At 72.5% G+C, this 23,337-nt stretch carries 21 protein-coding genes and 1 pseudogene; 9 read left to right on the top strand and 13 right to left on the bottom strand.

Annotated elements, in window-relative coordinates:
* Positions 1-161 precede the first annotated feature (161 nt).
* On the bottom strand, positions 162-614 hold the full coding sequence (locus J2Z33_RS08000) for an IS66 family transposase (RefSeq protein WP_209839681.1): 453 nt from the start codon (positions 612-614) through the stop codon (positions 162-164).
* On the opposite strand from J2Z33_RS08000, the pseudogene J2Z33_RS07995 reads away from it, so the two are divergent.
* Positions 561-851, top strand: a pseudogene (locus J2Z33_RS07995) (transposase); the annotation flags it as partial. The gene J2Z33_RS08000 and the pseudogene J2Z33_RS07995 sit on opposite strands and share 54 nt — an antisense overlap.
* Here the strand turns inward: J2Z33_RS07995 and J2Z33_RS07990 are convergent.
* From J2Z33_RS07990 to xdhA, 10 genes are all read right to left on the bottom strand, one after another.
* Entirely contained in the window at positions 841-1,272 is a 432-nt protein-coding gene (locus J2Z33_RS07990; RefSeq protein ID WP_209839868.1) for a hypothetical protein, read from the bottom strand. The pseudogene J2Z33_RS07995 and the gene J2Z33_RS07990 overlap by 11 nt on opposite strands.
* A gap of 127 nt (positions 1,273-1,399) precedes the next feature.
* The gene (locus J2Z33_RS07985) at positions 1,400-1,864 is read right to left on the bottom strand and encodes a hypothetical protein (RefSeq protein ID WP_209839679.1); all 465 of its coding nucleotides are present in this window, start codon (positions 1,862-1,864) and stop codon (positions 1,400-1,402) included.
* Positions 1,865-1,873: 9 nt separating this feature from the next.
* Positions 1,874-2,932 (bottom strand): NAD(P)/FAD-dependent oxidoreductase, encoded by a 1,059-nt coding sequence (locus J2Z33_RS07980; protein ID WP_209839677.1) that lies wholly within the window; start codon positions 2,930-2,932, stop codon positions 1,874-1,876.
* A gap of 90 nt (positions 2,933-3,022) precedes the next feature.
* Positions 3,023-4,108: a BMP family ABC transporter substrate-binding protein gene (locus J2Z33_RS07975; RefSeq protein ID WP_209839860.1), complete on the bottom strand. Its 1,086-nt coding sequence runs from the start codon at positions 4,106-4,108 to the stop codon at positions 3,023-3,025.
* A 39-nt stretch (positions 4,109-4,147) separates the two neighbouring features.
* Positions 4,148-5,080 carry an ABC transporter permease gene (locus J2Z33_RS07970; RefSeq protein ID WP_209839675.1) on the bottom strand — a complete coding sequence of 311 codons (933 nt, stop codon included), beginning with the start codon at positions 5,078-5,080 and terminating at the stop codon, positions 4,148-4,150.
* Positions 5,080-6,198 (bottom strand): ABC transporter permease, encoded by a 1,119-nt coding sequence (locus J2Z33_RS07965; protein WP_209839673.1) that lies wholly within the window; start codon positions 6,196-6,198, stop codon positions 5,080-5,082. The genes J2Z33_RS07970 and J2Z33_RS07965 overlap by 1 nt, the downstream gene beginning before the upstream one ends.
* A gap of 111 nt (positions 6,199-6,309) precedes the next feature.
* The gene (locus tag J2Z33_RS07960; RefSeq protein ID WP_209839671.1) at positions 6,310-7,830 is read right to left on the bottom strand and encodes an ABC transporter ATP-binding protein; all 1,521 of its coding nucleotides are present in this window, start codon (positions 7,828-7,830) and stop codon (positions 6,310-6,312) included.
* Positions 7,827-8,750 carry a xanthine dehydrogenase accessory protein XdhC gene (gene xdhC / locus J2Z33_RS07955; RefSeq protein WP_209839669.1) on the bottom strand — a complete coding sequence of 308 codons (924 nt, stop codon included), beginning with the start codon at positions 8,748-8,750 and terminating at the stop codon, positions 7,827-7,829. The genes J2Z33_RS07960 and xdhC overlap by 4 nt, the downstream gene beginning before the upstream one ends.
* Positions 8,751-8,814: 64 nt before the next feature.
* On the bottom strand, positions 8,815-11,145 hold the full coding sequence (xdhB, locus tag J2Z33_RS07950; protein WP_209839666.1) for a xanthine dehydrogenase molybdopterin binding subunit: 2,331 nt from the start codon (positions 11,143-11,145) through the stop codon (positions 8,815-8,817).
* Positions 11,142-12,722: a xanthine dehydrogenase small subunit gene (xdhA, locus tag J2Z33_RS07945; protein ID WP_209839665.1), complete on the bottom strand. Its 1,581-nt coding sequence runs from the start codon at positions 12,720-12,722 to the stop codon at positions 11,142-11,144. The genes xdhB and xdhA overlap by 4 nt, the downstream gene beginning before the upstream one ends.
* Before the next feature lie 214 nt (positions 12,723-12,936).
* Between xdhA and J2Z33_RS07940 the strand changes: the two genes are divergently transcribed.
* From J2Z33_RS07940 to J2Z33_RS07920, 5 genes are all read left to right on the top strand, one after another.
* A complete protein-coding gene (locus J2Z33_RS07940) occupies positions 12,937-13,161 on the top strand; it encodes a hypothetical protein (protein WP_209839662.1) in 225 nt (74 codons plus the stop codon).
* Positions 13,162-13,197: 36 nt separating this feature from the next.
* A complete protein-coding gene (locus J2Z33_RS07935; RefSeq protein WP_209839660.1) occupies positions 13,198-13,746 on the top strand; it encodes a DUF2269 family protein in 549 nt (182 codons plus the stop codon).
* Between the two features lie 154 nt (positions 13,747-13,900).
* Positions 13,901-14,704 carry a DUF6544 family protein gene (locus J2Z33_RS07930; protein WP_209839658.1) on the top strand — a complete coding sequence of 268 codons (804 nt, stop codon included), beginning with the start codon at positions 13,901-13,903 and terminating at the stop codon, positions 14,702-14,704.
* 66 nt (positions 14,705-14,770) lie between these two features.
* Positions 14,771-18,271 (top strand): DNA polymerase III subunit alpha, encoded by a 3,501-nt coding sequence (gene dnaE / locus J2Z33_RS07925; RefSeq protein ID WP_209839656.1) that lies wholly within the window; start codon positions 14,771-14,773, stop codon positions 18,269-18,271.
* Positions 18,272-18,606: 335 nt separating this feature from the next.
* A complete protein-coding gene (locus tag J2Z33_RS07920; protein WP_209839654.1) occupies positions 18,607-19,140 on the top strand; it encodes a hypothetical protein in 534 nt (177 codons plus the stop codon).
* 124 nt (positions 19,141-19,264) lie between these two features.
* Here the strand turns inward: J2Z33_RS07920 and J2Z33_RS07915 are convergent, their stop codons facing one another.
* Complete coding sequence (locus tag J2Z33_RS07915) at positions 19,265-19,459, bottom strand: SlyX family protein (RefSeq protein WP_209839652.1); 195 nt, start codon at positions 19,457-19,459, stop codon at positions 19,265-19,267.
* A gap of 99 nt (positions 19,460-19,558) precedes the next feature.
* On the opposite strand from J2Z33_RS07915, the gene hisS reads away from it, so the two are divergent.
* Genes hisS through hisG form a run of 3 tightly spaced genes read left to right on the top strand, consistent with a single transcriptional unit; the run spans position 19,559 to position 22,826 of the window.
* On the top strand, positions 19,559-21,046 hold the full coding sequence (gene hisS / locus J2Z33_RS07910; protein WP_209839650.1) for a histidine--tRNA ligase: 1,488 nt from the start codon (positions 19,559-19,561) through the stop codon (positions 21,044-21,046).
* Entirely contained in the window at positions 21,043-22,140 is a 1,098-nt protein-coding gene (locus J2Z33_RS07905; RefSeq protein ID WP_209839648.1) for an ATP phosphoribosyltransferase regulatory subunit, read from the top strand. Before hisS ends, J2Z33_RS07905 begins: the two co-directional genes overlap by 4 nt.
* A complete protein-coding gene (gene hisG / locus J2Z33_RS07900) occupies positions 22,137-22,826 on the top strand; it encodes an ATP phosphoribosyltransferase (RefSeq protein ID WP_209839646.1) in 690 nt (229 codons plus the stop codon). Before J2Z33_RS07905 ends, hisG begins: the two co-directional genes overlap by 4 nt.
* Here hisG and J2Z33_RS07895 read toward each other — a convergent pair.
* Positions 22,823-23,272 (bottom strand): DUF1489 family protein, encoded by a 450-nt coding sequence (locus J2Z33_RS07895; RefSeq protein ID WP_342454147.1) that lies wholly within the window; start codon positions 23,270-23,272, stop codon positions 22,823-22,825. The genes hisG and J2Z33_RS07895 overlap by 4 nt on opposite strands.
* Positions 23,273-23,337 lie beyond the last annotated feature (65 nt).

Here is a 23,337-nt window from a genome sequence, read left to right as displayed (position 1 = left end):
GCGGGCAACCCCGCGTGAACCGCGCCTTGATCGCCCCCCATCGCACCGCATGGTCGCTGTCCCCCTCCGGCAGCGTCCACACGCAATGCAGGTGATCCGGCAGCCAGCGTAGGGTGGGGTTCCACCGCACCACGCGACACCGTTGAGCTTGGCCATCTCGATCAGGGCATAGACGATGGCCGCGGCGCGGCCGCCCACCTCTGAGCCGACGAAGAGGTAGTTCTCCCGGCCGAGAGCGACGGCGCGCATACCGCGCTCGGCGCTCGCCGTTGTCCTCGGACCGATGGTGGACACGGCTCGCTGTTGTCCGGTTCCAGGATGTCGTGCTCGAGGCAGGGCCTGAGCCGCGTCATCCTGGCCAGCGCAGGGCGGTTGGCCGTGGCGAGCGGGCTCTTGCCGGAGAGGGTGGGGATCTGAGCTGCGAGCCAGGGCTCGAGGTCCTTGAGGATCTGCTTGATCCTGGCCTGCCGGATGGCGACCCGCCGCTCGGGCGGCGAGCCCCAGGCCTCCGCCTCGACGCCGTAGAGCTGAGCGATTCGCCGGATGGCCTTCTCGGGGATATGGACGCGGCCAAGGCCGACGTGCTGGCCTACATGGCCTTTCCCAGCCAGCACCGGACCAAGCTGCACTTCACCAACCCACTCGAGCGCCTGAACAAGGAGGTGAAACGACGCGCCGACGTCGTGGGGATCTTCCCCAACGAAGACAGCATCACCCGCATCATCGGCGCCGTGCTCCTCGAAGCCAACGACGAGTGGCAGCTCCAACACCGCTACATGCAGATCGAGGGAATGGTGGAACTCGTCACACCGCAACTCGAGGAGATGACCACACCCCTGCCTACACCCTAGGCCGAGTGACCCATGGCCACCCAGTCCTACACTCGAAACTACACCTCGCTGACGGACGCTGTCCCCGCCACCCGCACTCCGGGCTGAAGATGCGCTCGCCTCGCGAGTTCATCGCCGCCCAAACCGCAACCGCCTGAGTGTCCGGTGAAACGAGGGCCAGTTCAGGTGGGTGGATGTGGTCGGTGACTTCGGGCCGGCTCTTGATCAGCACGACGCTGCCATCCTGCGGGTTGCGGGCGAGGATGTCGGCCCAGAGCCCGTCCACCGGCGCCTCGCGCCCGGTGAGCTCCAGGGGGATACGGATGGCTTCGGCCAGATGGTCGAGGTTGTCGGCGGGCCAGGGGGTGAAGACGTGCTCCTCGTGCGACCGCGCCTCGCGCGGAGGGAGGTCTTGAAGGCGGGCGAAGGTGATGACGGTCATGCGGTGGTGCCTTGCGCTGGCGATGCCTCGGTTCTGGCCTTAGGCTTCGGGAAGCCGCCTTTCCGGCCGTCGACGTGCTCGAAAAGGCCGGGCTCCACCCTCTGTCCGATCGGGTCGAGCACGGATTTCATGCCCTCGTGCTGGCCGAGCCTGGCGCTGGGGACGATGTCGGGGTCGCCCGCCGCGAGGACGATGGGGCCTGCCGCCTCGGCATCATGGAGGCGATGTCGAGCCCGATCCGCAGGATCGCCATGGCGACCGCCCTGGGCTCGGCCATGTCGATGCCGGGCTTCGGGAAGGGCAGGCGCGTGGGGAAGACATCGCCTCGGCCTTGGGCGCGTCCTTGACGTCTCGCCCACCCTTGGCCTCGACCACGGGCGTCACGAAGATCGAGGCGAATGACGAAGTCGAGTCGGTAGCGGTGCGGCTCGCCCTCCTCAGGATAGGGGACCTCGAAGCCGAAGTCGTGGTTCTTGGCGCAGGCCACGACGCGGGGGTGGTTCGCGATGACCTGGGCCAGATTGCCCTCCCAGCTCGAGCCGTCGACGATCCAGTCGACGTACGAGCGGTCGGGGTCCCCCCTCTGCTTCAACTCGCGCCACTAGCGGAACCGCGCCGGCGCGAGCTCGGCCGCGAGGCCGGGGCCGAGCGTCGGCGCGGCGCCGCCCGCCAGCTCGGCCAAATGCCGGCTCGCCGCGCAGGCGGTCTGGAAGCCGTAGCCGCCCTGGCCCGCGCACCAGAGGAACGAGGGCTCCAGCGTGTCGGGGCCGAGCACGAGCCGGCGGTCGGGTGCGAAGGTCCGCAGCCCCGCCCAGGAGGCGAGGAGGCGCTCGACCTCCCAGGCGACATGGGCCTCGAACCGCGCGAGGCCCTCGGCCAGCACCAGGTCGTCGGCCCAGGCGTCGTGGGGCTCGGCCGGATCCTCCTCGGCCGGCGAGACGAGCAGCGCGCCGGCATCGGGCTTCATGTAGAAGGACTCGCCCGCGCCGACGACCATGGGCCAGCGCGACGGGTTCGAGGGGGCGGGGATGCGCGCCATGGAGCGGCGGAACGGCCGCAGCTCCAGCGGCGGCAGGCCCGCCAGCGCCGCGATCCGGTCGGCCCAGGGGCCGGCGGCGTTCACGATCACCCGCGCCTCGTGATCCTCTCCGGCGGCGGCGACCCAGCCCGACGCGGCGCGGCGGATCGCGGTCACGGGCGCGCGGGTCAGGACGCGCGCGCCGTTCGCCTTGGCCTCGCGCAGGAAGCCCTGCAGCAGCCGGTCGGTGTCGAGGTCCAGCGTGTCGGCCTGCACGGCGGCCCGCGCAACGGCGGGGCCAAGGATCGGCAGCCGTTCCCGCGCGGCGTCGAGCGGGACCTCCTCCATCTCCATCTGCCGAAGGTCGGCCTCGAAGGCGGCGTTCTCCTCGGGCCGCGCCACGACCATGAGGCCCCGGGGCGCGAGGACACCGCGGGCCTCCAGCTCCGCCCGGCTCGCGCGGTTGAGCGCGACGGTGGAAGGCGCGCCGTAGGTGCCCTCGAAAACGGCGGCCGAGCGGGAGGAGGCGTGGTGCGCGAGGCGGTCCTCGGCTTCCAGCAGGATGACGGAGCCGAGCCTGGACAGCCGCGCGGCGGCGGACACCCCGGCGATGCCGCCGCCGATGACGAGGAAGTCGGTCATGTGATGAGCCTGCAATGCGACGGGCGGCCCAGGGCCGCCCGGAGAGGGTCGGGGGTCCGGCTGCGCCGGCCCCCCGGGGGCGGTTCCGGCTCAGGCCGGGATCTCGCCCGTGATGCCCTCGACGTAGAAGTTGAGGCCCTTCAGCTCCTCGTCGGTGGCGACCTGCCCCTCGGCGAGCCACGGCGTGCCGTCCTGCCTGTTCAGCGGGCCGGTGAAGGGATGGTAGGACTTGTCGCCGATGGCGGCGGCCAGCGCCTCGGCCTCGGCCTTGACCTCGGCGGGGACGGCCTCGGTGATCTCGCCGATCAGGACCTCGCCCTCGCCGATGCCGCCCCAGAAGGACTGCGACTCCCAGGTCCCGTCCAGCGCCGCCTGGATGCGCTGGATGTAGTAGGGCCCCCAGTTGTCGATGATGGAGGAGATGCGCGGCGTGGGCTTGAAGGCCGCCATGTCGGACGCCTGCCCGAAGGTGAAGACGTTCCCGGCCTCCTGCGCGGCGGCCTGCGGCGCGGTGGAGTCGGTGTGCTGGAGGATGACGTCCACGCCCTGCTCGATCATGGCCTTGGCGGCGTCGGCCTCCTTGGCGGGGTCGAACCAGGTGTAGGCCCAGATCACCACCATTTCCACGTCCGGGTTCACCTTGCGGGCGTGGATGAAGCTGCTGTTGATGCCTTGGATGACCTCGGGGATCGGGAAGGAGCCGATGTAGCCGATCTTGTTGGTCTGGGTCATGCGGCCGGCGATGGTGCCGATGACCGCGCGCCCCTCGTAGAAGCGGGCGTCGTAGGTGGCGAGGTTCGGGGCGGTCTTGTAGCCGGTCGCGTGCTCGAACTTCACGTCGGGGAACTGGGCGGCGACGTTGGCGGTCGGGTCCATGAAGCCGAAGGAGGTCGTGAAGATCAGCTGGCAGCCCGAAAGGACCATCTGGGTGATGGCGCGTTCGGCGTCGGCGCCCTCGGGGACGCTTTCCTGGAAGATCGTCTCGATGGCGTCGCCGAAATGCTCCTGCGCGGCGAGGCGGCCCTGGTCGTGCTGGAAGGTCCAGCCGCCGTCGCCCACCGGGCCGACGTAGATGAAGCCCACCTTGAGCGGGGCGTCCTGCGCGCGGACCGGGACGCCCAGCACCGCGAGCGTCGCCGCCGTCGCGCCGGAGGCGAGAAGCGTCCGTCTGTTCAGTTTCATCCGTAGGAACTCCCTTGTTGGATGGGCCGCGCCTCAGCGCGAGGCGTGGAAGGGTTGCCCGAGCGAGCCCGGCGCGGCGAGACGCGCCCGGCCCCGGCCGGAGGAGATCAGCACCAGCACGAGGATGGTGACGAGGTAGGGGGTCATCGACAGCACCTCGACCGGGATCGGCGCGTTCGCCGCTTGGAGGTTGAGCTGGAGGACCGAGATGCCGCCGAAGAGCCACGCGCCCAGAAGGAGTCGGAGCGGCCGCCAGGAGGCGAAGACGACGATGGCGAGCGCGATCCAGCCCGCGCCGGCGGTGATGCCCTCGGTCCATTGCGGGACGCGGACGAGGCTCAGGTAGGCGCCGCCGAGGCCCGCGCAGGCCCCGCCGAAGGCGATGGCGAGGAGCCGCAGGCGCAGGACCTTGTAGCCCAGCGCGTGGGCGGCGTCGTGGTTCTCGCCGACCGCGCGGAGCACGAGGCCGGCGCGCGCGCGGTGAAGGAACCACCAGACGCCGCCTACGAGGGCGAGCGCGAGGTAGACCACCGGGTCGTGCCGGAACAGGATCGGCCCCAGCACGGGGATGCCGGACAGGAGCGGGATATCCAGCTCCGGCATCGGGGGGGCGCGGACCCCGTTGTAGGGCTGCCCGGCGAGCGAGGCCAGGCCGAGGCCGAAGAGCGTGAGCGCGAGGCCGGTGGCGACCTGATTCGACCGCAGCCAGAGCACGAGCACCGCGAAGAGGAGCGACAGCGCCGCGCCCCCCGCCGCCGCGCCGACGAAGCCCAGCAGCGCCGAGCCGGTGGCGACCGCCGTGGCGAAGCCCGCGATGGCGCCGGTGATCATCATGCCCTCGACGCCGAGGTTGAGGACGCCCGCCCGCTCCACCACAAGCTCGCCCAAGGCGGCGAGGAGGATGGGGGTGGCGGCGACCATCAGCGAGGCCAGCAGCAGGACGGGCGAGATGCTGGTCAGGTCCATCAGCGCGCCCCTTCGACCGGCTTGGCGGTCGCGACGATCACGGGGGACGCGCCCTTCCAGCGCAGGCGGAACTGGGTCAGCACGTCCATGGCGAGCAGGAAGAACAGCAGCATCCCCTGGAAGAGCTGCACCGCCGCCCCCGGCAGGCCGAGCTGGGTCTGCGCCATCTCGCCGCCGATGTAGGTGAGCGCCATGAGCAGCCCGGCGAGGAGGATGCCCAAGGGGTGCAGCCGCCCGAGGAAGGCGACGATGATCGCCGTGAAGCCGTAGCCCACGCCGAAGTCGATGCCGATCTGCCCCGCCGGCCCCGTCACCTCGAACACCCCGGCGAGGCCCGCGAGGCCGCCCGAGATCGCCATGCAGGCCAGCACGAGGCGCGAGGGCGAGACGCCGGCGAAGGCGGCGGCGCGGGGGGCCTGCCCCGCAAGGCGCACCGCGAAGCCGAAGGCGTGGCGGGCGAGGAGGACGTAGGCCCCGACCACCGCCACCCCCGCCGCGACCACGCCCCAGTGGAGGCCGGTGCCGGTCAGCAGTTCCAGGTTGGCGGATGACGGCCATTGCGACAGGTTGCGCGAACCGGGGAAGCCCATCCCCTCGGGGTTTTGAAGCGGGCCCAGCGCCGCATAGGCCAGGAGGTTCGTCGCCACGTAGACGAGCATGAGCGAGACGAGGATCTCGTTGGTGCCGAAGCGCACCTTGAGGAGCGCCGGGATCAGCGCCCAGGCCATGCCGCCGAGCGCCCCGGCCGCGACCATCAGCGGGAAGATCAGGCGCGACTCGGACGGATAGAGCGCGAGGCCCGCCGCCGCGCCGGTCAGCGCGCCGAGGATGTATTGCCCCTCCGCGCCGATGTTCCAGATGCCGGCGCGGAAGCCGAAGGACAGGCCGGTGGCGATCAGGATCAGCGGCCCCGCCTTGATGAGGAGTTGCGGGCGCGTGTAGCTCCCGAACGGCCCGAACAGCGGATCCCAGAAGATGGTGCGGATGGTCAGCACCGGGTCCTTGCCCAGCATGGCGAACAGCAGCCCGCCGACGATCATGGTGGCCAGCACCGCGAGGACCGGCGTCGCCAGAGCCCAGGCGCGGGAGGGGTTGGGGCGCTTCTCCAGGATAATCATGCGGCGCGCCTTTGGCGGGGGTGGGCTGCGTCTTTGGGCCAGGTTGATGAGCCATGCCCTCTCAACTTGGCCCAAATACGCCCTTTGCGACGGTAGGGCCGGGCGGCTCGGTCAGTGGGCATGGGCCACCTCCATCCCGTGCGCGCCGCCGAGCATGAGGCCGATCTCCTCCACCGTCAGCCCGCGCGCGGGGCGGGCGGGCGACAGGCGGCCCTCGTTCAGCGCGGCGAAGCGGTCGGAGATCTCCATCAGCTCGTCGAGGTCCTGGCTGACCACGACCACGGCGGCCCCCTGCGAGGCGAGGTCGAGCAGCGCCTGCCGGATCGCGGCGGCGGCGCTCGCGTCCACGCCCCAGGTGGGCTGGTTGACGATCAGCACCTCGGGCCGTTGCAGGATCTCGCGGCCGATCACGAACTTCTGGAGGTTGCCGCCCGAGAGCGAGCGGGCGGCGGCCGAGGGGCCGGGCGTCCGCACGTCGAAGTCGCGGATGATCCGCTCGGCGAAGCCGCGGGCGGCGGTCCAGTTCACGAAGCCCCGCCGCGCCAGCCTCTCGCGCAGGCGGCCCGACAGGAAGGCGTTCTCGGTCAGCGTCATGTCGGGGGCCGCCGCGTGGCCCATCCGCTCCTCGGGCGCGCAAAGGAGGCCGCGCGCGCGGCGGGCCGAGGGGCGCAGGCTCCCCACCAGTTCACCCTTGAGGCGCACCATGCCCGGTGCGGTCCGCATCTCGCCCGACAGCGCGAGCAGCAGTTCGTCCTGGCCGTTGCCGGCGACGCCGCCGATGCCCAGCACCTCGCCCCGCGCGACGCTGAAGGTGACGCCGCGCAGCGCCGTCCCGTGCGGGCGGGGCGAGGGGGCGGACAGGCCCTGCACGTCGAGCACGGTGTCGCCGCCGGGATGCGCCGCCCGCGCCGGGGTCTTCAGCGTGCCGCCGACCATCATCTCGGCCATGCGCCGGGCCGAGGTGCGCTGCGGGTCGCAGGTCGCCACCACGCGGCCCCCGCGCAGGATCGTCGCCTCCTCGCAAAGGACGCGGATCTCCTCCAGCTTGTGCGAGATGTAGAGGATCGCCAGCCCCTCCTCGCGCAGCTTGCGGAGGGTTCGGAACAGGATCTCGACCTCCTGCGGGGTCAGGACTGAGGTCGGCTCGTCCATGATGAGGAGGCGGGGGGACTGGAGGAGGCAACGGATGATCTCCACCCGTTGACGCTCCCCGGCGGACAGGTCGCCGACGATGCGGTTGGGGTCGAGCGGCAGGCCGTAGTCGCGCGACACCTGCGCGATGCGCGCGGAGAGGTCGCGGAGCGGCGGCGGGTCCTCCATGCCGAGCGCGATGTTCTCGGCCACGCTCAGCGCGTCGAAGAGAGAGAAGTGCTGGAACACCATCGCCACCCCCGCCGCGCGGGCGGCGCGGGGCTCGGGCGGCGCGTAGGGCTGGCCGGCGAGCGTCATGGTCCCGGCGTCGGGGCGCACGAGGCCGTAGATGGTCTTGACCAGGGTGGACTTGCCCGCCCCGTTCTCGCCCAGCAGCGCGTGGACGCTGGACGGGCGGATGTCGAAGCTCACGTCGCTGTTGGCGACCACGCCCGGATAGGCCTTGGTCAGCCCCCGGATCGCCAGCAGCGCGTCGCTCATCCGGTCGCGTCCCTTTCCTCGGCGTGCCTGCCGGTTCCCGCCGACCGGATTAGCGCGGCCGCGACGCCGACGGCAATGGCTTGGGGGTGCTTTCCGAGGGCGGGGTCGCCTATCGGACAGGCAATGCGCGAAATTTGAGCGGCCGTGTGTCCGAGCGAGGACAGCCGTCCCCGGAATCGGGCGAGCTTGGTGGCCGAGCCGATCAGCCCGAGGCTCGTGAATCCGTGGAGGAGGAGGGCGTGGCAGAGTTGCAGGTCCAACTCGTGCGAGCGGGTGAGGATCAGGTGGTCGGCGTCGCGCGGGGCGTGGCGGACGAGGAGGGCGGGCTCGACGGCGGGGAGGACGGTGACGCCGGGCGGGACCGTTGCCGGGAAGCGGTCGGGGCCGAGGTCCACCCAGGTGATCGCCACGCCGGGCCAGGGGGCGAGGACGGCGACGATCGCGCGGCCCACATGGCCCGCGCCCCAGACCCAGAGCGGCCGTCCGGCCGCGGGCGCGGCCTCGACCAGCCAGCCGTCGCGGACCTGCGGCGGCGTGCCGGGAGCGGGGGTGAGCGTCGGGCGCAGCGCGGTCGCCCCGGCGAGAGGGCGGGCGAAGGGCAGGGCATCGGGAAGGCTCGCGGCGTCGAACCGCTCCCAGGCGAGCGTGACCGAGCCGCCGCAGCATTGGCCCAGCGCCGGGCCGAGGGGGACCGTCCGCAGGCGGGGCAGGGCCGTGGCCGCCAGCATCGTCCGTGCCTCGGCGGTGGCCTGGTTCTCCAGTTCGCCGCCGCCGACCGTGCCCTCCTCGCCCCCCGTCCAGATCAGCATGGAGGTGCCCGCCTCGCGCGGGACGGAGCCCGCGACCGACACGATCAGGATGCGGACCACCACGCCATGGGCGGCGACGGCGGCGCGGAGGGCGGGGAGGTCGAGGCTCATGGCGGGACCCGCAAATCGCGTCGAGGCGATTTGCAAAGGCCGTCGAAGGCCTTTGCGCCCCGGTTCACCCGCGCGCTCGCGTCACAGCCGCCCGCACGCGCTCGGGCGTGGCGGGGGCGTGGAGGTCGGGCCAGTGCGGGCCGGTCGCCGCGCAGGCGTCGGACAGGGCGAGGAAGGCCGAGATGCCCAGCATGAACGGCGGCTCGCCCACGGCCTTGCTCCGATAGACCGTCGCCGCGCGGTTGGGCGCGTCCCAGAGCCGGACGTTGAACACCGCCGGGCGGTCCGACACGGCGGGGATCTTGTAGGTGGAGGGGGCGTGCGTCCGCAGGCGGCCCTTGTCGTCCCAGACCAGCTCCTCGGTCGTGAGCCAGCCCGCGCCCTGGACGTAGCCGCCCTCGATCTGCCCGATGTCGAGCGCCGGGTTCAGCGACGAGCCGCAGTCGTGCAGGATGTCGGCGCGCAGGATGCGGTTCTCGCCCGTGAGGGTGTCGATGACGACCTCGGTCACCGAGCAGCCATAGGAGAAGTAGAAGAACGGCCGCCCCCGCCCGCGCAGCCGGTCCCATTCGAGGTCGGGCGTGGCGTAGAAGCCCGTCGCGGACAGCGACACCCGGCCCAGGTAGCAGGCTTCCACCGCCGCGTCCCAAGTCAGGGCCTGCCCGCCGACCGTCACCATTCCGCCCTCGAACTCCACCCGTTCGGGCGCGGTCTGGTGCAGGCCCGCCAGATGCGCGGCCATGCGGTCGCGCAGCGTGTCGCAGGCGGCCTGAACCGCCATGCCGTTCAGGTCCGCGCCCGACGACGCCGCCGTGGCCGAGGTGTTGGGCACCTTGGTCGTGTCGGTCGCGCTGATGCGGACGCGCTCCACCGGGATGCCGAGGCGGCTCGCGGCGATCTGCGTCACCTTGCGGTGGAGGCCCTGGCCCATCTCGGTGCCGCCGTGGTTCAGCAGCACCGAGCCGTCGCGATAGACGTTCACCAGCGCGCCGGCCTGGTTGAGGTGCGAGAGCGTGAAGGAGATGCCGAACTTGACCGGCGCGTAGGCGAGGCCCTTCTTCAGGATCGGGCTGCGCGCGTTCCAGTCGCGGATCGCCGCGCGCCGGGCCTCGAAGTCCGACGACGCCAGCAGCTCCTCGGTCATCTCGTGGAGGAGGAAGTCGGTGACCTCCATGCCATAGGGCGTCGTCGGCGGCTCGGGCGGGCGGGAGTGCGCGCCGGTGAAGCGCCGGCCCGTGCCGGGGCCGCCCTCCTTGGGCGCGGCGTAGAAGTTGAGCCGGCGCACCTCCACCGGGTCGCGGCCTAGGTCGCGGGCGACGTGCTCGACGATCCGCTCCATCCCCAGCATCCCCTGCGGGCCGCCAAAGCCGCGGAAGGCGGTGGCGCTCTGGGTGTTGGTCTTGAGGCGATGCGAGGTGATCCGCATGGCCGGGATCAGATAGGCGTTGTCGGCGTGGAGCATCGCCCGGTCGGCCACGGCGAGGCTCAGGTCCTGCGACCAGCCGCACCTCGCATACTGGATCACGTCCACCGCCAGAAGCCGTCCGTCGCCGTCGAAGCCCACCTCGTAGTCGATGCGGAACTCGTGGCGCTTGCCGGTGATCACCATGTCGTCGTCGCGGTCGTAGCGCATCCGGCAGGCGCGGCCCGTCCGCTCCGCCGCCACCGCGCAGGCGATGGCGAGCGCGTTGCCCTGGCTTTCCTTGCCGCCGAAGCCGCCGCCCATCCGCCGCATGACCACGCGCACGTCGTTCATGTGGAGGCCGAGCGCGTCCGCGACCTTGTGCTGGATCTCGCTCGGGTGCTGGGTCGAGGAGTGGACCTCCATCTGCCCCTCGCCGGGGAGCGCGAGGGCGGCCTGGCCTTCGAGATAGAAGTGCTCCTGCCCCCCCATCTCCACCGAGCCCCTGAGGCGGCGCGGCGCGGCGGCCATCGCCGTGTCCGTGTCGCCCTTGGTCCAGACGCGGGGGCCGTCCTCGAAGCGGCTGTCCGCCGCCAGCGCCTCTTCGATGGTAAGAATCGGCCGTTCCTCCGCGACCTCGGCCACAGCCAGCCGCACGGCCTTCCTCGCCGCGAGGTGGCTGGTGGCGATCACGAGGAAGAGCGGCTGGCCGAGGTAGTGGATCGGCCCGTCGCACAGGAGCGGCTCGTCGTGGACGGAGGGCGAGCAGTCGGCAGGCCGCCGCAGGTCGTCCGCCGCCATGACGTCCACCACGCCCGGCGCGGCGCGCACGGCGGACAGGTCGAGCGACAGGAGCCGCCCGCGCGCCACGTCCGACAGCCCGAAGGCGAGGTGCAGGCATCCCGAGGGTGCGGGAATGTCGTCCACGTAGCGCGCCTGTCCGGTGACGTGGAGGGTGGCGGAGTCGTGCGTCTCGCGCAGGCCGACGGTCATGGCGCGACCTCCCGGACATCGGTCTCGGCCCCCGACAACTCCGCGTGGTAGCGCATCAGCATCCCGCCCGCCGCCTCCAGCCGATAGGCCGCGCTGGCCCTCATGTCCGACAGGGGCGCGAAGTCCTCCGCGAAGGCGGGCATCGCCGCCGCGACCGTCTCGCTGGTCCAGGGCCGCCCGACCAACGCCGCCTCGACCGCCGTTGCGCGCTTGGGCACCCCGGCCATGCCGCCGAAGGCGATGCGCGCGGCCGTTACCGTGCCCCCTTCCACCGTCATATCGAACCCGCCGCAGACGGCGGAAATGTCCTGGTCGAAGCGCTTGGACAGCTTGTAGACGCGGAAGGCGGGCGCGGTGGCCGGGATCGTCACCGCCTCGACGAACTCGCCGGGCTGGCGGTCCTGTCGGCCATAGGCGAGGAAGAACGACTCCAACGGCATCGTCCGCCGGGCGTCGCCGCGCCGCAGGTGCAGCACCGCCCCCAGCGCGATCAGCGCCGGCGGGTTGTCCCCGATGGGCGAGCCGTTGGCGATGTTGCCGCCCAGCGTCGCGGCGCTCCGCACCTGCGCGGACCCGTAGCGGCGGATCAGCCGGGCCCAGCTCGGGAACCGGCCCTCCACCGCCGCCAGCACCTCGGTCATCGTCGCCCCCGCGCCGAGGCGGATCGCGTCCGGCCCGACCTCGATCCGCGCGAGGTCGCGGGCGCGGTGCAGGAAGGCGACCTTGGGCAGCTCGCGCAGGCCCTTCGTCACCCAGAGCCCCACGTCCGTCGCCCCCGCGACCAGCGTGGCGTCCGGGTTCGCCATATACCACGCGGCGAGCGCGTCGGCGCTCTCGGGCAGCATCGCCGCGCCCGCCGCCTCGGGCCGGGGGGGCAGGGCCACGGGCGGCGGCGCGCCGGTCCCAAGGGACGCCGTGCCGCCCACCGTCTCGCCACGCTGGCCCTTGGCCTCTGGGACTGGGCCGGTTCCTGGCTCGGTTGCCACCGTCGCCACCGCGTCGTCGCGCCGCCCCGCCCAGCCCTCGGCGGGGGGCAGGTCGCCCGCGCCGGGACCGGCCTCCACGCCCACCGCAGCGGGGGCGCCGCCCGGCACCGCGTCGCGCATCCACTCGGGCACCGGCTCGCGCGAGGCTGCCTCCGCCGCCCGCAGGATCGGCGCGTAGCCGGTGCAGCGGCAGAGGTTCCCCGCCAGCGCCGTGTCGAAGTCGGTGTCGCCGTTCAGGTGCGCCGCCGCCATCGCCACCACGAAGCCCGGGGTGCAGAAGCCGCATTGCGAGCCGTGGTGATCGACCATCGCCCGCTGGACCGGGTGCAGCTCGCCGTCCGGCCCGGCGATCCCCTCCACCGTCCGCACCGCCTTGCCGGCCAGTTGCGGCAGGAACAGGATGCAGGCGTTGAGCGCCCGCGCCCCCCGCTCGTCCGTGACCATGACGGTGCAGGCGCCGCAGTCGCCCTCGTTGCACCCTTCCTTGGTGCCCGTCAGGCTCCGCTCCTCGCGCAGCCAGTCGAGCAGCGTCCGCGTCGGCGGCCCCTCGGCCTCGACCCGCTCCCCGTTGAGGAGGAATCCGATCCCCATGCGATTGCCCGCCGCGTTACCGGGTTGGAACGGGCGCGACCGATGCGGCGTAGATCGCGGCCCTCGGCGATCAAGGCGGAAAGCGGCGGCCTTGGCAAGGCCCGCCGCCAAGGTGGGGAAAACCCGACTGGGCCGGCCCCGGCCGCCGCCGCTATCCTGGGCGCACCGTTTTCCACCGACCCTTTCCAGTTCCGTTTCCCCAAGGACGTTGACGATGCACGTTTCCCTCCCCTCACGGCCCACCCGGGGCGTCGGCCCGCTCCGACTGGGCGCCGCGACGATCCTCGCCCTCCTCCTGCTCCGCCCCGGCTGGGCCGAGACGGCGATCCTGGGCGGGCTCGGGGCCTGCCTCGCCCTCGCCGCCGCGCTGGCGGACTCGTTGGGGCCTGGCCCCGCCAGGGGCTCGATTTCCGACCCGGACGGAGCCGTTTTCAGGTAGGATGCCGCCCGTGGCGTAACTCGTGGGAGATGTATGATGGACTTCCAGGACATCCTGAGATTGCTGCACCTCGGGGCCCTGACCGTCTGGATCGGCGGCGGGCTCGGGCTCGTGGTGCTCAGCGCGGCGGCGACGGGGACGCATGACGACCAGCACGCGTTACGGATCATCAAGGGCGCGACGATCCTCGGGCCGGTGCTGACGGTGCCGGCGGCGCTGGCGGTCCTGGCCTCGGGGCTGCTGCTCGTCTGGGCGGGTAGCCACCCGTGGGAGGCCTGGCTCACCCTGTCCCTGCTCGGCACCGGCGTCACCTTCGCGGTGGGGGCGCTCCGCGTGGGCCCGCTCCTCGAACGCGCGGCGCTGGTCTGGGAGCGCGACGGCGACGAGGCGCAGGCGCTCCGGCTCGGCTGCCGGGCGCTGCGGATCGCCCGGATCGACCAGGTGATCCTGTTCGCGCTGCTGGCGATCAACGTCCTGCAACCGGGCTGGGAGGACCGGGGCCTGCTCCTGACCCTGGCGGTCGCGGCGGCGGTCGCGGCGCTGCTGGCGCTCCGCCCCGCCCCGGGGACGGCGGCGGCCTCCTGACCGCACCGGGGGTGGCCCGAGACGGCCGCCCGAGACGGCCGCCCACGACGGCGGCCCAGGGCGGCGGCCCGAGACGGGGCTTGCCAGCGCCGGGCCGCGTGGGGGAACGTGGCCGCGACGCCCGGACCTCGGGGCGTCGCGGCCCGGACCCGTCATGCGCCTTCGTCGCCTCGCCCCGCTCCTGCTGATCCCCGCCGCGCAGGCGGTCCTGTCGCATGGCTTCGCCGCCCAGGTCGCGGCGCTGGAGGCGCGGCTCCTCGCCGGGCCGACCGGCACCCCAAGGTCGGACCTGCCGCCCCTCGTGGCCGGCTTCGCCCGCCGCGCCGGGGCGACGGGGACCGCCCGCGCCGCGATCCTCACACAGTCCGCCCGGCTGCGGCTGCGGCAGGGCGGCCTCTTTTCCGCCTACGCGACTCGCCAGACCGTCGCGCTGGGCCGCCCCGGCTTCGCCTGGGACGCCCGGCGGGCCTGGGGGCCCCTCACGTGGCTGCGCGTGCTCGACGCCTACGTGGAAGGCGAGGGGCGGCTGGAGGCACGCCTCCTCGGCGCCTTCCCCGTGGCGCGCGCCGGCGGTCCCGACGCCGCGCTGGGCGAGGCGCTGCGCTACCTGGCCGAGCTGCCCTGGTTCCCCGACGCCATCCTCGGCAACCCGTCGATCCGGTGGCGCGAGACCGGCGACCACCGCGTCGAGGCCGCGCTCGACACGCCGGCGGGACGGGCCGCCGTGACCTTCGGCTTCGACGCGGCGGGGGACATCGCCACCATGGACAGCCCCGCCCGCCCGTCGATCGGGACCGACGGCACGGTGGCGCGGCTCGACTGGCGGGGGCGCTTCTCCGACTATGGGATCGTCGGCCCCCGCCGCCTGCCGCGCCGGGGCGAGGTGGGCTACGCCTACCCCTCGGGCTTCGAGACGTATTTCGAGGGCGAGGTGCGGACCTGCCGCCTCACCGGCTGACTTACCCACAGGGATGTGCCCGGCGCGCCCTTCCGACTCGGGGGGGCGGGCCCTAGTCTGGTCTCCATGGCCAGCCCCACCTTCATCCATCTCCGCGTCCACACGGAACACTCGCTCCTCGAAGGGGCTGTCCCCGTCAAGAAGCTCGCCAAGCTGGCGGCCGACCACGGGATGCCCGCCGTGGCGATCACCGACACCAACGCCCTGTTCGCGGCGCTGGAGTTCTCGGACCACGCCGGCAAGTCGGGCGTCCAGCCGATCATCGGCGCGCAGTGGGACCTCTGCTACCTCCCGCCCGAGCCGGGCCGCGCGCCTTACCGCCCCGCGCCCGTGGTGCTGCTCGCCCAGAGCGAGGCGGGCTGGAACAACCTGATGAAGCTGTCCACCTGCGCCTACCTCGTGGACACCAACGGCGACGGCCTCCCGCAGGTCACGCTGGCGGACCTGGAGAGGCACAGCGCCGGCCTCCTCTGCCTCACCGGCGGCCCCGATGGCCCGCTCGGCCGGATGCTCCGACAGAACCAGCGCGGGAAGGCCGAGGAGTTCCTGCGCCGCATGGCCGGCATCTTTCCGAACCGCCTCTATGTGGAACTCCAGCGCCACCCCATTGACGGCGGCCTCCCCGAAGCCGAGCGGCTCTCCGAGCGTCCCACGCTGGAAATGGCCTACGACCTGGGCCTGCCCATCGTGGCGACGAACGATGTCTACTTCCCCAAGGAGCAGCTCTTCGAGGCGCACGACGCCCTCCTCGCCATCGCCGAGGGGGCCTACGTGGACCAGTCCGGGCCGCGCCGCCGCCTCACGCCCCAGCACTACTTCAAGTCCCAGAAGGAGATGGCGACCCTCTTCGCCGACCTCCCCGAGGCGCTGGACAACACCGTCGAGATCGCCCGCCGCTGCGCCTTCAAGGTCGCCAAGCGCAAGCCGATCCTGCCCCGCTTCGCCGACAACGAGGTGGAGGAGCTGCGCCGCCAGGCCAAGGAGGGGCTGGAGGCCCGCCTTCGCGTGATCCCCCACGCCGTCCCCGTGGAGGACTACGAGGCCCGCCTCGCCTACGAGCTGGGCATCATCGAGCAGATGGGCTTCCCCGGCTACTTCCTGATCGTGGCCGACTTCATCAAGTGGGCCAAGTCGCAGGGCATCCCCGTGGGGCCGGGCCGCGGCTCCGGCGCGGGCTCGCTCGTCGCCTATGCGCTCACCATCACCGACCTCGACCCCCTGCGCTACTCGCTGCTGTTCGAGCGGTTCCTGAACCCCGAACGGGTGTCGATGCCCGACTTCGACATCGACTTCTGCATGGACCGCCGCGAGGAGGTGATCCGCTACGTCCAGGGCAAGTATGGCGCGGACAAGGTGGGCCAGATCATCACCTTCGGCGCGATGCTGTCCAAGGCCGCCGTCCGCGACGTGGGCCGCGTGCTCCAGATGCCCTACGGGCAGGTGGACCGCCTGTCCAAGATGATCCCGATGGAGGGCGTCAAGCCCGTCTCCATCACCAAGGCCCTCGCCGACGAGCCCCGCCTGCGCGAGGAGATGCGGGCCGCCGAGGTCGTCAAGCGCTGCCTGGAATACGCCGAGCAGCTCGAAGGGCTCCTGCGCAACGCCTCCACCCACGCGGCGGGCGTGGTGATCGGCGACCGGCCGCTCGACGAATTGGTGCCGCTCTACCGCGCGCCGGGCACCGACGACATGCCCGCCACCCAGTTCAACATGAAGTGGGTGGAGCAGGCGGGCCTCGTGAAGTTCGACTTCCTGGGCCTCAAGACGCTCACCATGATCGACAACGCGGTCAAGCTGATCCGCAGGACGCGCGACCTGCACGTGGCGGCGGACGGACGGAGGATCTACGACCCCGCGCCGGGGACCGAGAACGACATCCTGGCGATCCCGCTGGACGACAGGGCCGCCTACGACCTCTACGCCCGCGCCCGCACGGTTGCCGTGTTCCAGGTGGAATCCTCGGGCATGATGGACGCGCTCAAGCGCATGAAGCCCACCTGCATCGAGGACATCGTGGCCTTGGTGGCGCTCTACCGCCCCGGCCCGATGGAGAACATCCCCGTCTATTGCGAGGTCAAGAACGGCCTCCGGCCGCTGGAGCCCTTGCATCCCAGCATCGACCACGTCCTGAAGGAGACGCAGGGGATCATCGTCTACCAGGAGCAGGTGATGGAGATCGCCCAGGTGATGGCCGGGTATTCCCTCGGCGGCGCCGACCTCCTCCGCCGCGCGATGGGCAAGAAGATCCCCGAGGAGATGGCCAAGGAACGCCCCAAGTTCATCGAAGGGGCGATGGCGAACGGCGTGTCCAAGGACAAGGCCGGCGAGGTCTTCGACCTCCTCGAGAAGTTCGCCAACTACGGCTTCAACAAGTCCCACGCCGCCGCCTACGCGGTGGTCAGCTACCAGACCGCCTGGCTCAAGGCCAACCACCCCGTCGAGTTCATGGCGGGGGTGATGAACTGCGACCTCCACCTGACCGACAAGCTGGCGACCTACTTCCAGGAGGTCCGCAAGCATCTCGGCATCCCCTGGTCGCCTCCTTGCGTGAACCGCTCCGGGGCGCTGTTCGGCGTGGAGAAGGGGACGCTCGTTTACGGCCTCGGCGCGCTCAAGAACGTCGGCGTGGAGGCGATGGAGCTGATCGTGAGGGGCCGCGACAGCCGCCCCTTCGCCACGCTCTTCGACATGGCGCGGCGCGTGGACCTCAAGCGCGTCGGCAAGCGCCCGCTGGAGATGCTGGCCCGGGCCGGGGCCTTCGACCAGCTCGACCGCAACCGCAGGCGCGTCCTCGAATCGCTCGACGCGCTGGTGGCCTACTCGGCGGCGGTGCACGAGCAGCGGGCCTCCTCCCAGGTGTCGCTCTTCGGCGAGGCCGGGGCCGACCTCCCCGAGCCGCGCCTGCCCGCCACCCCCGACTGGGACGCGCCCGAGCGGCTGGCCGAGGAGTTCAAGGCCGTGGGCTTCTACCTCACCGGCCACCCGCTCGACGACTACCTCCCCGCGCTCCGGCGGGCCAAGGTCCTGACCTACGACGAGGTGGCCCTGAAGGTGCAGGACGGCCCCTTCGTGGCCAAGATCGCCGGCAGCGTGGCGGCGCGGCAGGAGCGGAAGTCGGCGCGCGGCAACCGCTTCGCCTTCGTGTCGATGTCCGACCCCACCGGACAGTTCGAGGTGACGCTGTTCAGCGAGGCGCTGGAGGCCGGCCGCCCCCACCTGGAGCCCGGATCGCGCGTGGTGATCCAGGTGGAGTGCACGGCCGAAGGCGACCAGCTCCGCCTGACGGGCCGGGGCGTGACGCCGGTGGACGAGGTGGCGGGCGCGGGCGCGATGGGCTTCAAGGTCTTCGTGGAGGCCGAGGAGGCGCTGGCCTCCGTCGCCCGCGTGCTCGACCAGGCCCGGCAGGCCGCCCGCCGCGCGAGGGGCGGGCCGGTCACGCTCTTCCTCCGGCACCCGACGCTGCCCGGAGACGTGGAGATCGACTTGGGCGACCAATTCCCTGTGACTCCCGAGGTTCGGCGCGCGCTGCGCCATGTGCCAGGGGTCCAGGAGGTCGAGGAGGTCTGAGGCCGGGGCAGGGGGGCGCTGCCCCCCATCGCGCGTGCCGCGCGATTCCCCCCGGGATATTTGGAGCCAAAGAAAGCCAGGCGCGCAGCGGCCCCCGGGAGCGATCAACGTCCCCGAGGGCGGCCTTCTTTGACACGGTCATCGGCGTCCCCGCCTGTACCGTGAGGCCATCTTTTCCGACCAGGGTTAAGGAATGGTTGATGGCTTTCTTTGACTCCAAATATCCCGGGGGAGTCCCCGAAGGGGACGGGGGCAGCGCCCCCTTCGACGTCGGACCCCCGAACCGCATCCCCGTTTCGCGCGTTGCGCCGCAAAGCTCCGGGAGGAAGTTCCCCATGCCCCGCGCCGTCCTGGCCGCCGCGCTCGCCGCCCTGTCCCTCGCGTCCTGCGACGAGGCCCTTGGCCCCGCCCCGACCGCCGCCTTCGCCGGGGCCTCGGCCGCCCTCCCGCCCGTCTGCGGCCTCGCCGATTCGCAGCTCGGCCCCCTGGTCGAGACGCGCGCCGGCTACGCCGTCCACGACACCGCGCCGGGCTCCACCGAAGCCCGCCCGCACCACATCACCGGCTTCGCGGACGGCTGCGCGCGCTCCGTCACCGCCGCTCTCGTCATGTTCGGCGACCTCGCGACCCACGAGGTCACCCGCTACGAGGCCCCCGAGGGGGCCTATTCCCCGGTCGATGCCGCCTACGAGCGGATCAAGGCCCAGGCCTGCGGCGCCGCGCCCGGCCAGCCCTGCGGCGCGGACCTCGACCAGCTCGCGCGCGATACGGTCTTCGTCTCGGCCTATCCCGTCTTCGGAGAGGAGGCGCACCGCGACCTCCTTCTCCACCAGGGCGAGGTGGTGGCGGCCGACCCGCCGCCTTCATGAAATCTTAAACCCACCGTTCGTAGCTGTAGGAGGCGGTTAACCCTCGTCTGGCAGATTGGTCCCGAACAGCGAAAGGACCGATTCCGTGCCCAGCGACGACCGCCATCTCCGACCGACCCGATCCTCAGTAATGGGGCGGCCGGTCTATGGGCACGTCGCCGGGGCCTTGCGCCTCGCGCTCGGCCTCCCGCTCCATCAGCATCTGGACGCGACGGGTCAGCAGGGCGATCTCCCGCTCCTGCCGGGCAACCGTGTCCGACAGGTCGTCCACGGCCCGGAGCAGGTGCGCCACGCGCTCTTCGAGGGGGGTGAGGTCCATGGCGCGACCAAGCCCCAGGCCGCGCGCGCTGTCCAGCCCCGACGGTTGCCCCGGCCGGACGCGAAGGCTAAAGCGGCCCGGCAGCAAGGGACCTCCACGATGGCCAAGGACCAGAAGACCCGCCGCCCCCGGGCCGAGACGCCCAAGGGCTTCCGCGACCATTTCGGCGCGGAGGTGACGGAGCGGGCCGCCATGCTGTCCCGCATCGCCGAGGTCTACCGCCGTTACGGCTTCGAGGCGCTGGAGACCTCCGCCGTGGAGACGGTCGAGGCGCTGGGCAAGTTCCTCCCCGACGTGGACCGCCCGAACGAGGGCGTCTTTGCCTGGCTCGACGAGGACAAGGACTGGCTCGCGCTGCGCTACGACCTGACCGCGCCGCTCGCCCGCGTCTACGCCCAGCACCGCGCGCAGCTCCCCACGCCCTATCGCCGCTATGCGATGGGCCCGGTCTGGCGCAACGAGAAGCCGGGGCCGGGCCGCTTCCGCCAGTTCTACCAGTGCGACGCCGACACCGTGGGCACGCCGACCGTCGCAGCGGACGCCGAGATCTGCGGGATGCTCTGCGACGCGCTGGAGGCCCTGGGCATCGCGCGCGGCGACTACGTGGTGAAGATCAACAATCGCAAGGTCTTGAACGGCGTCATGGAGGCGGCGGGCGTGCTCGACCCCGCCGACCCCGACCGCTTCGCGCATGAACGCGGCATCGTGCTGCGCGCCATCGACAAGCTCGACCGGCTGGGGCCGCAGGGCGTGCGGGCGCTCCTGGGCGAGGGCCGCAAGGACGAGAGCGGCGACTACACCAAGGGCGCCCGTCTCTCGGACGATCAGGCGCGGGTGGTGCTGGGCTTCGTCGAGGCGCGCGGCGCAACCGGCGCGGACACGCTGCGGACCCTGTCCGACCTGTGCGGCGCCACCCCGACCGGCGCGGCGGGCCTCGCGGAGCTTTCGCAGATGGCCGAGCTGCTGGAGGCTGGCGGCTACGGCCCCGACCGAATCCTGCTCGACCCCGCCACGGTTCGGGGCCTCGGCTACTACACCGGCCCGGTCTTCGAGGCCGAGCTGACCTTCGAGATCCTCGGCGACGACGGCAAGCCGCGCCAGTTCGGCTCGGTGGCCGGGGGCGGGCGCTACGACGACCTCGTGAAGCGCTTCACCGGCGAGGCGGTGCCCGCGACCGGCGTCTCGATCGGCGTGGACCGGCTGCTCGCCGCCCTGCGCGCCAAGGGGCGCGTCGCGGACGAGGAGCCGGGGCCGGTGGTCGTCACCGTCATGGACCGCGACCGCATGGCCGACACCTTCGCCATCGTCGCCGAACTGCGGAACGCCGGCATCCGGGCCGAGGCCTACTTGGGCAACCCCAAGAACTTCGGCGCGCAGATGAAGTATGCCGACCGCCGCCGCGCGCCCTTCGCCATCATCGAGGGCTCGGACGAGAAGGCGAGGGGCGTCGTGCAGGTCAAGGACCTCGTGGCTGGCGCGCAGGCCGCGCAAACCGCGAGCCTGGAGGAATGGAAAGACCGCCCGGCCCAGCAGGAAGTGACGCGGGCCGACCTCGTGGCCCACCTTAGGGCGTTGCTCGCCAAGTGACCCTCCCCGCCCGCCGCATCGCCGCCCGCGCCGAGGCGCAGCGCCTCCTCGCCCACTTCGCCGCGCAAGGGGCGGAGGAGGTGGAGGCGCGCGTCCTCCAGCCCGCCGAGGAGCTGCTGGATCTCTACGGCGAGGACATCCGCGCGCGCGCCTTCGTCACGCAGGACCCCCTGCGCGGCGAAGTGATGCTGCGGCCGGACTTCACGGTGCCGGTGGTGCGGATGCACATGGAGGCCGGGCGCGACCCCGCCCGCTACGCTTATGCGGGCGAGGTGTTCCGGCGGCAGGAGGCCGAAGACGAGAGCCGCCCGAGCGAATACCTCCAGGCGGGGTTCGAGCTGTTCGGCGGCCGCGATCCGGCCGAGGCCGACGCCGAGGTCTTCGCGACATTGGCTTCGGCCATCCCCGACCTGCACCTGCGGGCGGCGATGGGCGACATCGGGCTGATTCTGGCGGCGGTGGACGGGCTGTCCACCACTGCCCCCCGCAAGGCCGCCCTTCGGCGGCACGTCTGGCGGCCCCGCCGCTTCCGCGCGCTGCTCGACCGCTACGCGGGCCGGACGCCCTTGCCCGAGGGACGGGCGGCGCTGCTGGCGGCGGCCGATCCCTTCGCCGACGCCGGGCCCGAGATCGGGGTGCGGACGCGAGGGGAGATCGAGGCCCGCCTTGGGCAGTTGCGCGACGAGGCGCTGGCCCCGCCGCTCCCGGCCGGGGAGGTGACGTTGATCGACGCCCTGCTGTCGCTGGCCGCGCCCTTGCCCGAGGCGCTGGACACGCTGCGCGGCCTGGAACAGGACGCGCCCGGCCTCGGCCCCGCCCTTTACCGTCTGGAGCGGCGGGTCGAGGCGCTGGAGCGTCGCGGCGTCGCCGTGGCCGAGGTCGCCTTCGAGGGCAGCTTCGGCCGCACGACGCTGGAATACTACGACGGCTTCGTTTTCGGCCTCTTTGCGGCGGCGCGGCCGGACCTGCCCCCTGTGGCGACCGGCGGGCGCTACGACGCGCTGACGCGGGTGCTGGGCCGGGGCCGCGTGGTCCCCGCCGTGGGCGGCGTCATCCGGCCCGAGCTGGTCGTGCAACTGCGGGGGGCGGCATGACGCTGCGGCTGGGCCTGCCGTCCAAGGGGCGGCTGATGGAGGACGCCTTCGCCTGGTTCGCCGCGCGCGGCATCAGCCTCGGCCGCGCCGGGGGCGAGCGCGAATACGCCGCCCGCTCCGACTGGGAGCATCTGGAACCGGTGCTCCTGTCCGCCGGGGAGATCCCGCGCGAGCTGGAGGCCGGGCGCATCCATCTGGGCGTCACCGGCTCGGACCTCGTGCGCGAGAAGGTCGCGCGCTGGGAGGAGCGGGTGGAGGAACTGGCCCCCATGGGCTTCGGGCCGGCCGACGTGGTGATCGCCGTGCCGCGCTTCTGGGTGGACGTGGAGACGCTGGACGACCTCGACGCCGCCTGCGCGGCCTTCCGGCGCGCGCACGGCCACCGGCTGCGGATCGCGACGAAGTATCACCGGCTGACCCGCGACTTCCTGCGGGCGCAGGGCGTGGCCGACTACCTGCTGGTGGACAGCCAGGGCGCAACCGAGGGCGTCGTGCGGGGCGAGACGGCCGAGGCCATCTCGGACATCACCTCGACCGGCGAGACGCTGCGGGCCAACGGCCTCAAGGTCCTGTCGGACGGCCTGATCCACGCGAGCCAGGCCACGCTGTTCCGCAGCCGCCGCGCGCCCTGGGGCGAGGAGGAACGGGCGGCGCTGGAGAACCTGCGGGCGCGGCTGGGCCTCTAGCCCTGCTTGGGGGCTGGCCCCCAGACCACGCCGAACTCGGCCAGCGCCATCGAGAGCTTGGGCGGCAGCTCCTCCTCGGCGGCGTCCCACTGACCGAGGTCGCGCGGGGCCTCGTCATGAGGCAGGTACCGCCAGCCCTGGAACGGGCGGCGCGGCATGGGCGTCACGCGCACCAGCTCCGGGTCCAGGACGATGGCGCAGCGCGGGATTCCGTCCGCGCCCCGCACCTCCTCCAGCGCCAGGACCCGCTGGCGGCAGAGCACGACGCCCTTGATCGCCCAGAAGATCGAGCCGCCGTCGAGAAGCTCGTCCTCGCGCTTGGGCCACATCCGGGTGACGTGGCGCGGGCGGCCGTCATGGCCCCGGCCCGGCCCGGCCTGCCAGCGGGCGAGGTCGGCCACGTCGTCGGTCCCCACCGACAGCTTGATGAGATGCAGTCCCGCCACCCTTGGCTCCCGTTCCGAGCGGGCGGCACCATGAGGGCGGGCGCGCTTGTTCGCAAGATGCGGCC

The sequence above is a fragment of the Rubellimicrobium aerolatum genome (genome assembly GCF_017872975.1).
GTDB lineage: Bacteria > Pseudomonadota > Alphaproteobacteria > Rhodobacterales > Rhodobacteraceae > Rubellimicrobium > Rubellimicrobium aerolatum.
The sequence above is the reverse complement of the archived record's forward strand: the minus strand, read 5'-3'. Positions and strand labels throughout refer to the sequence as shown.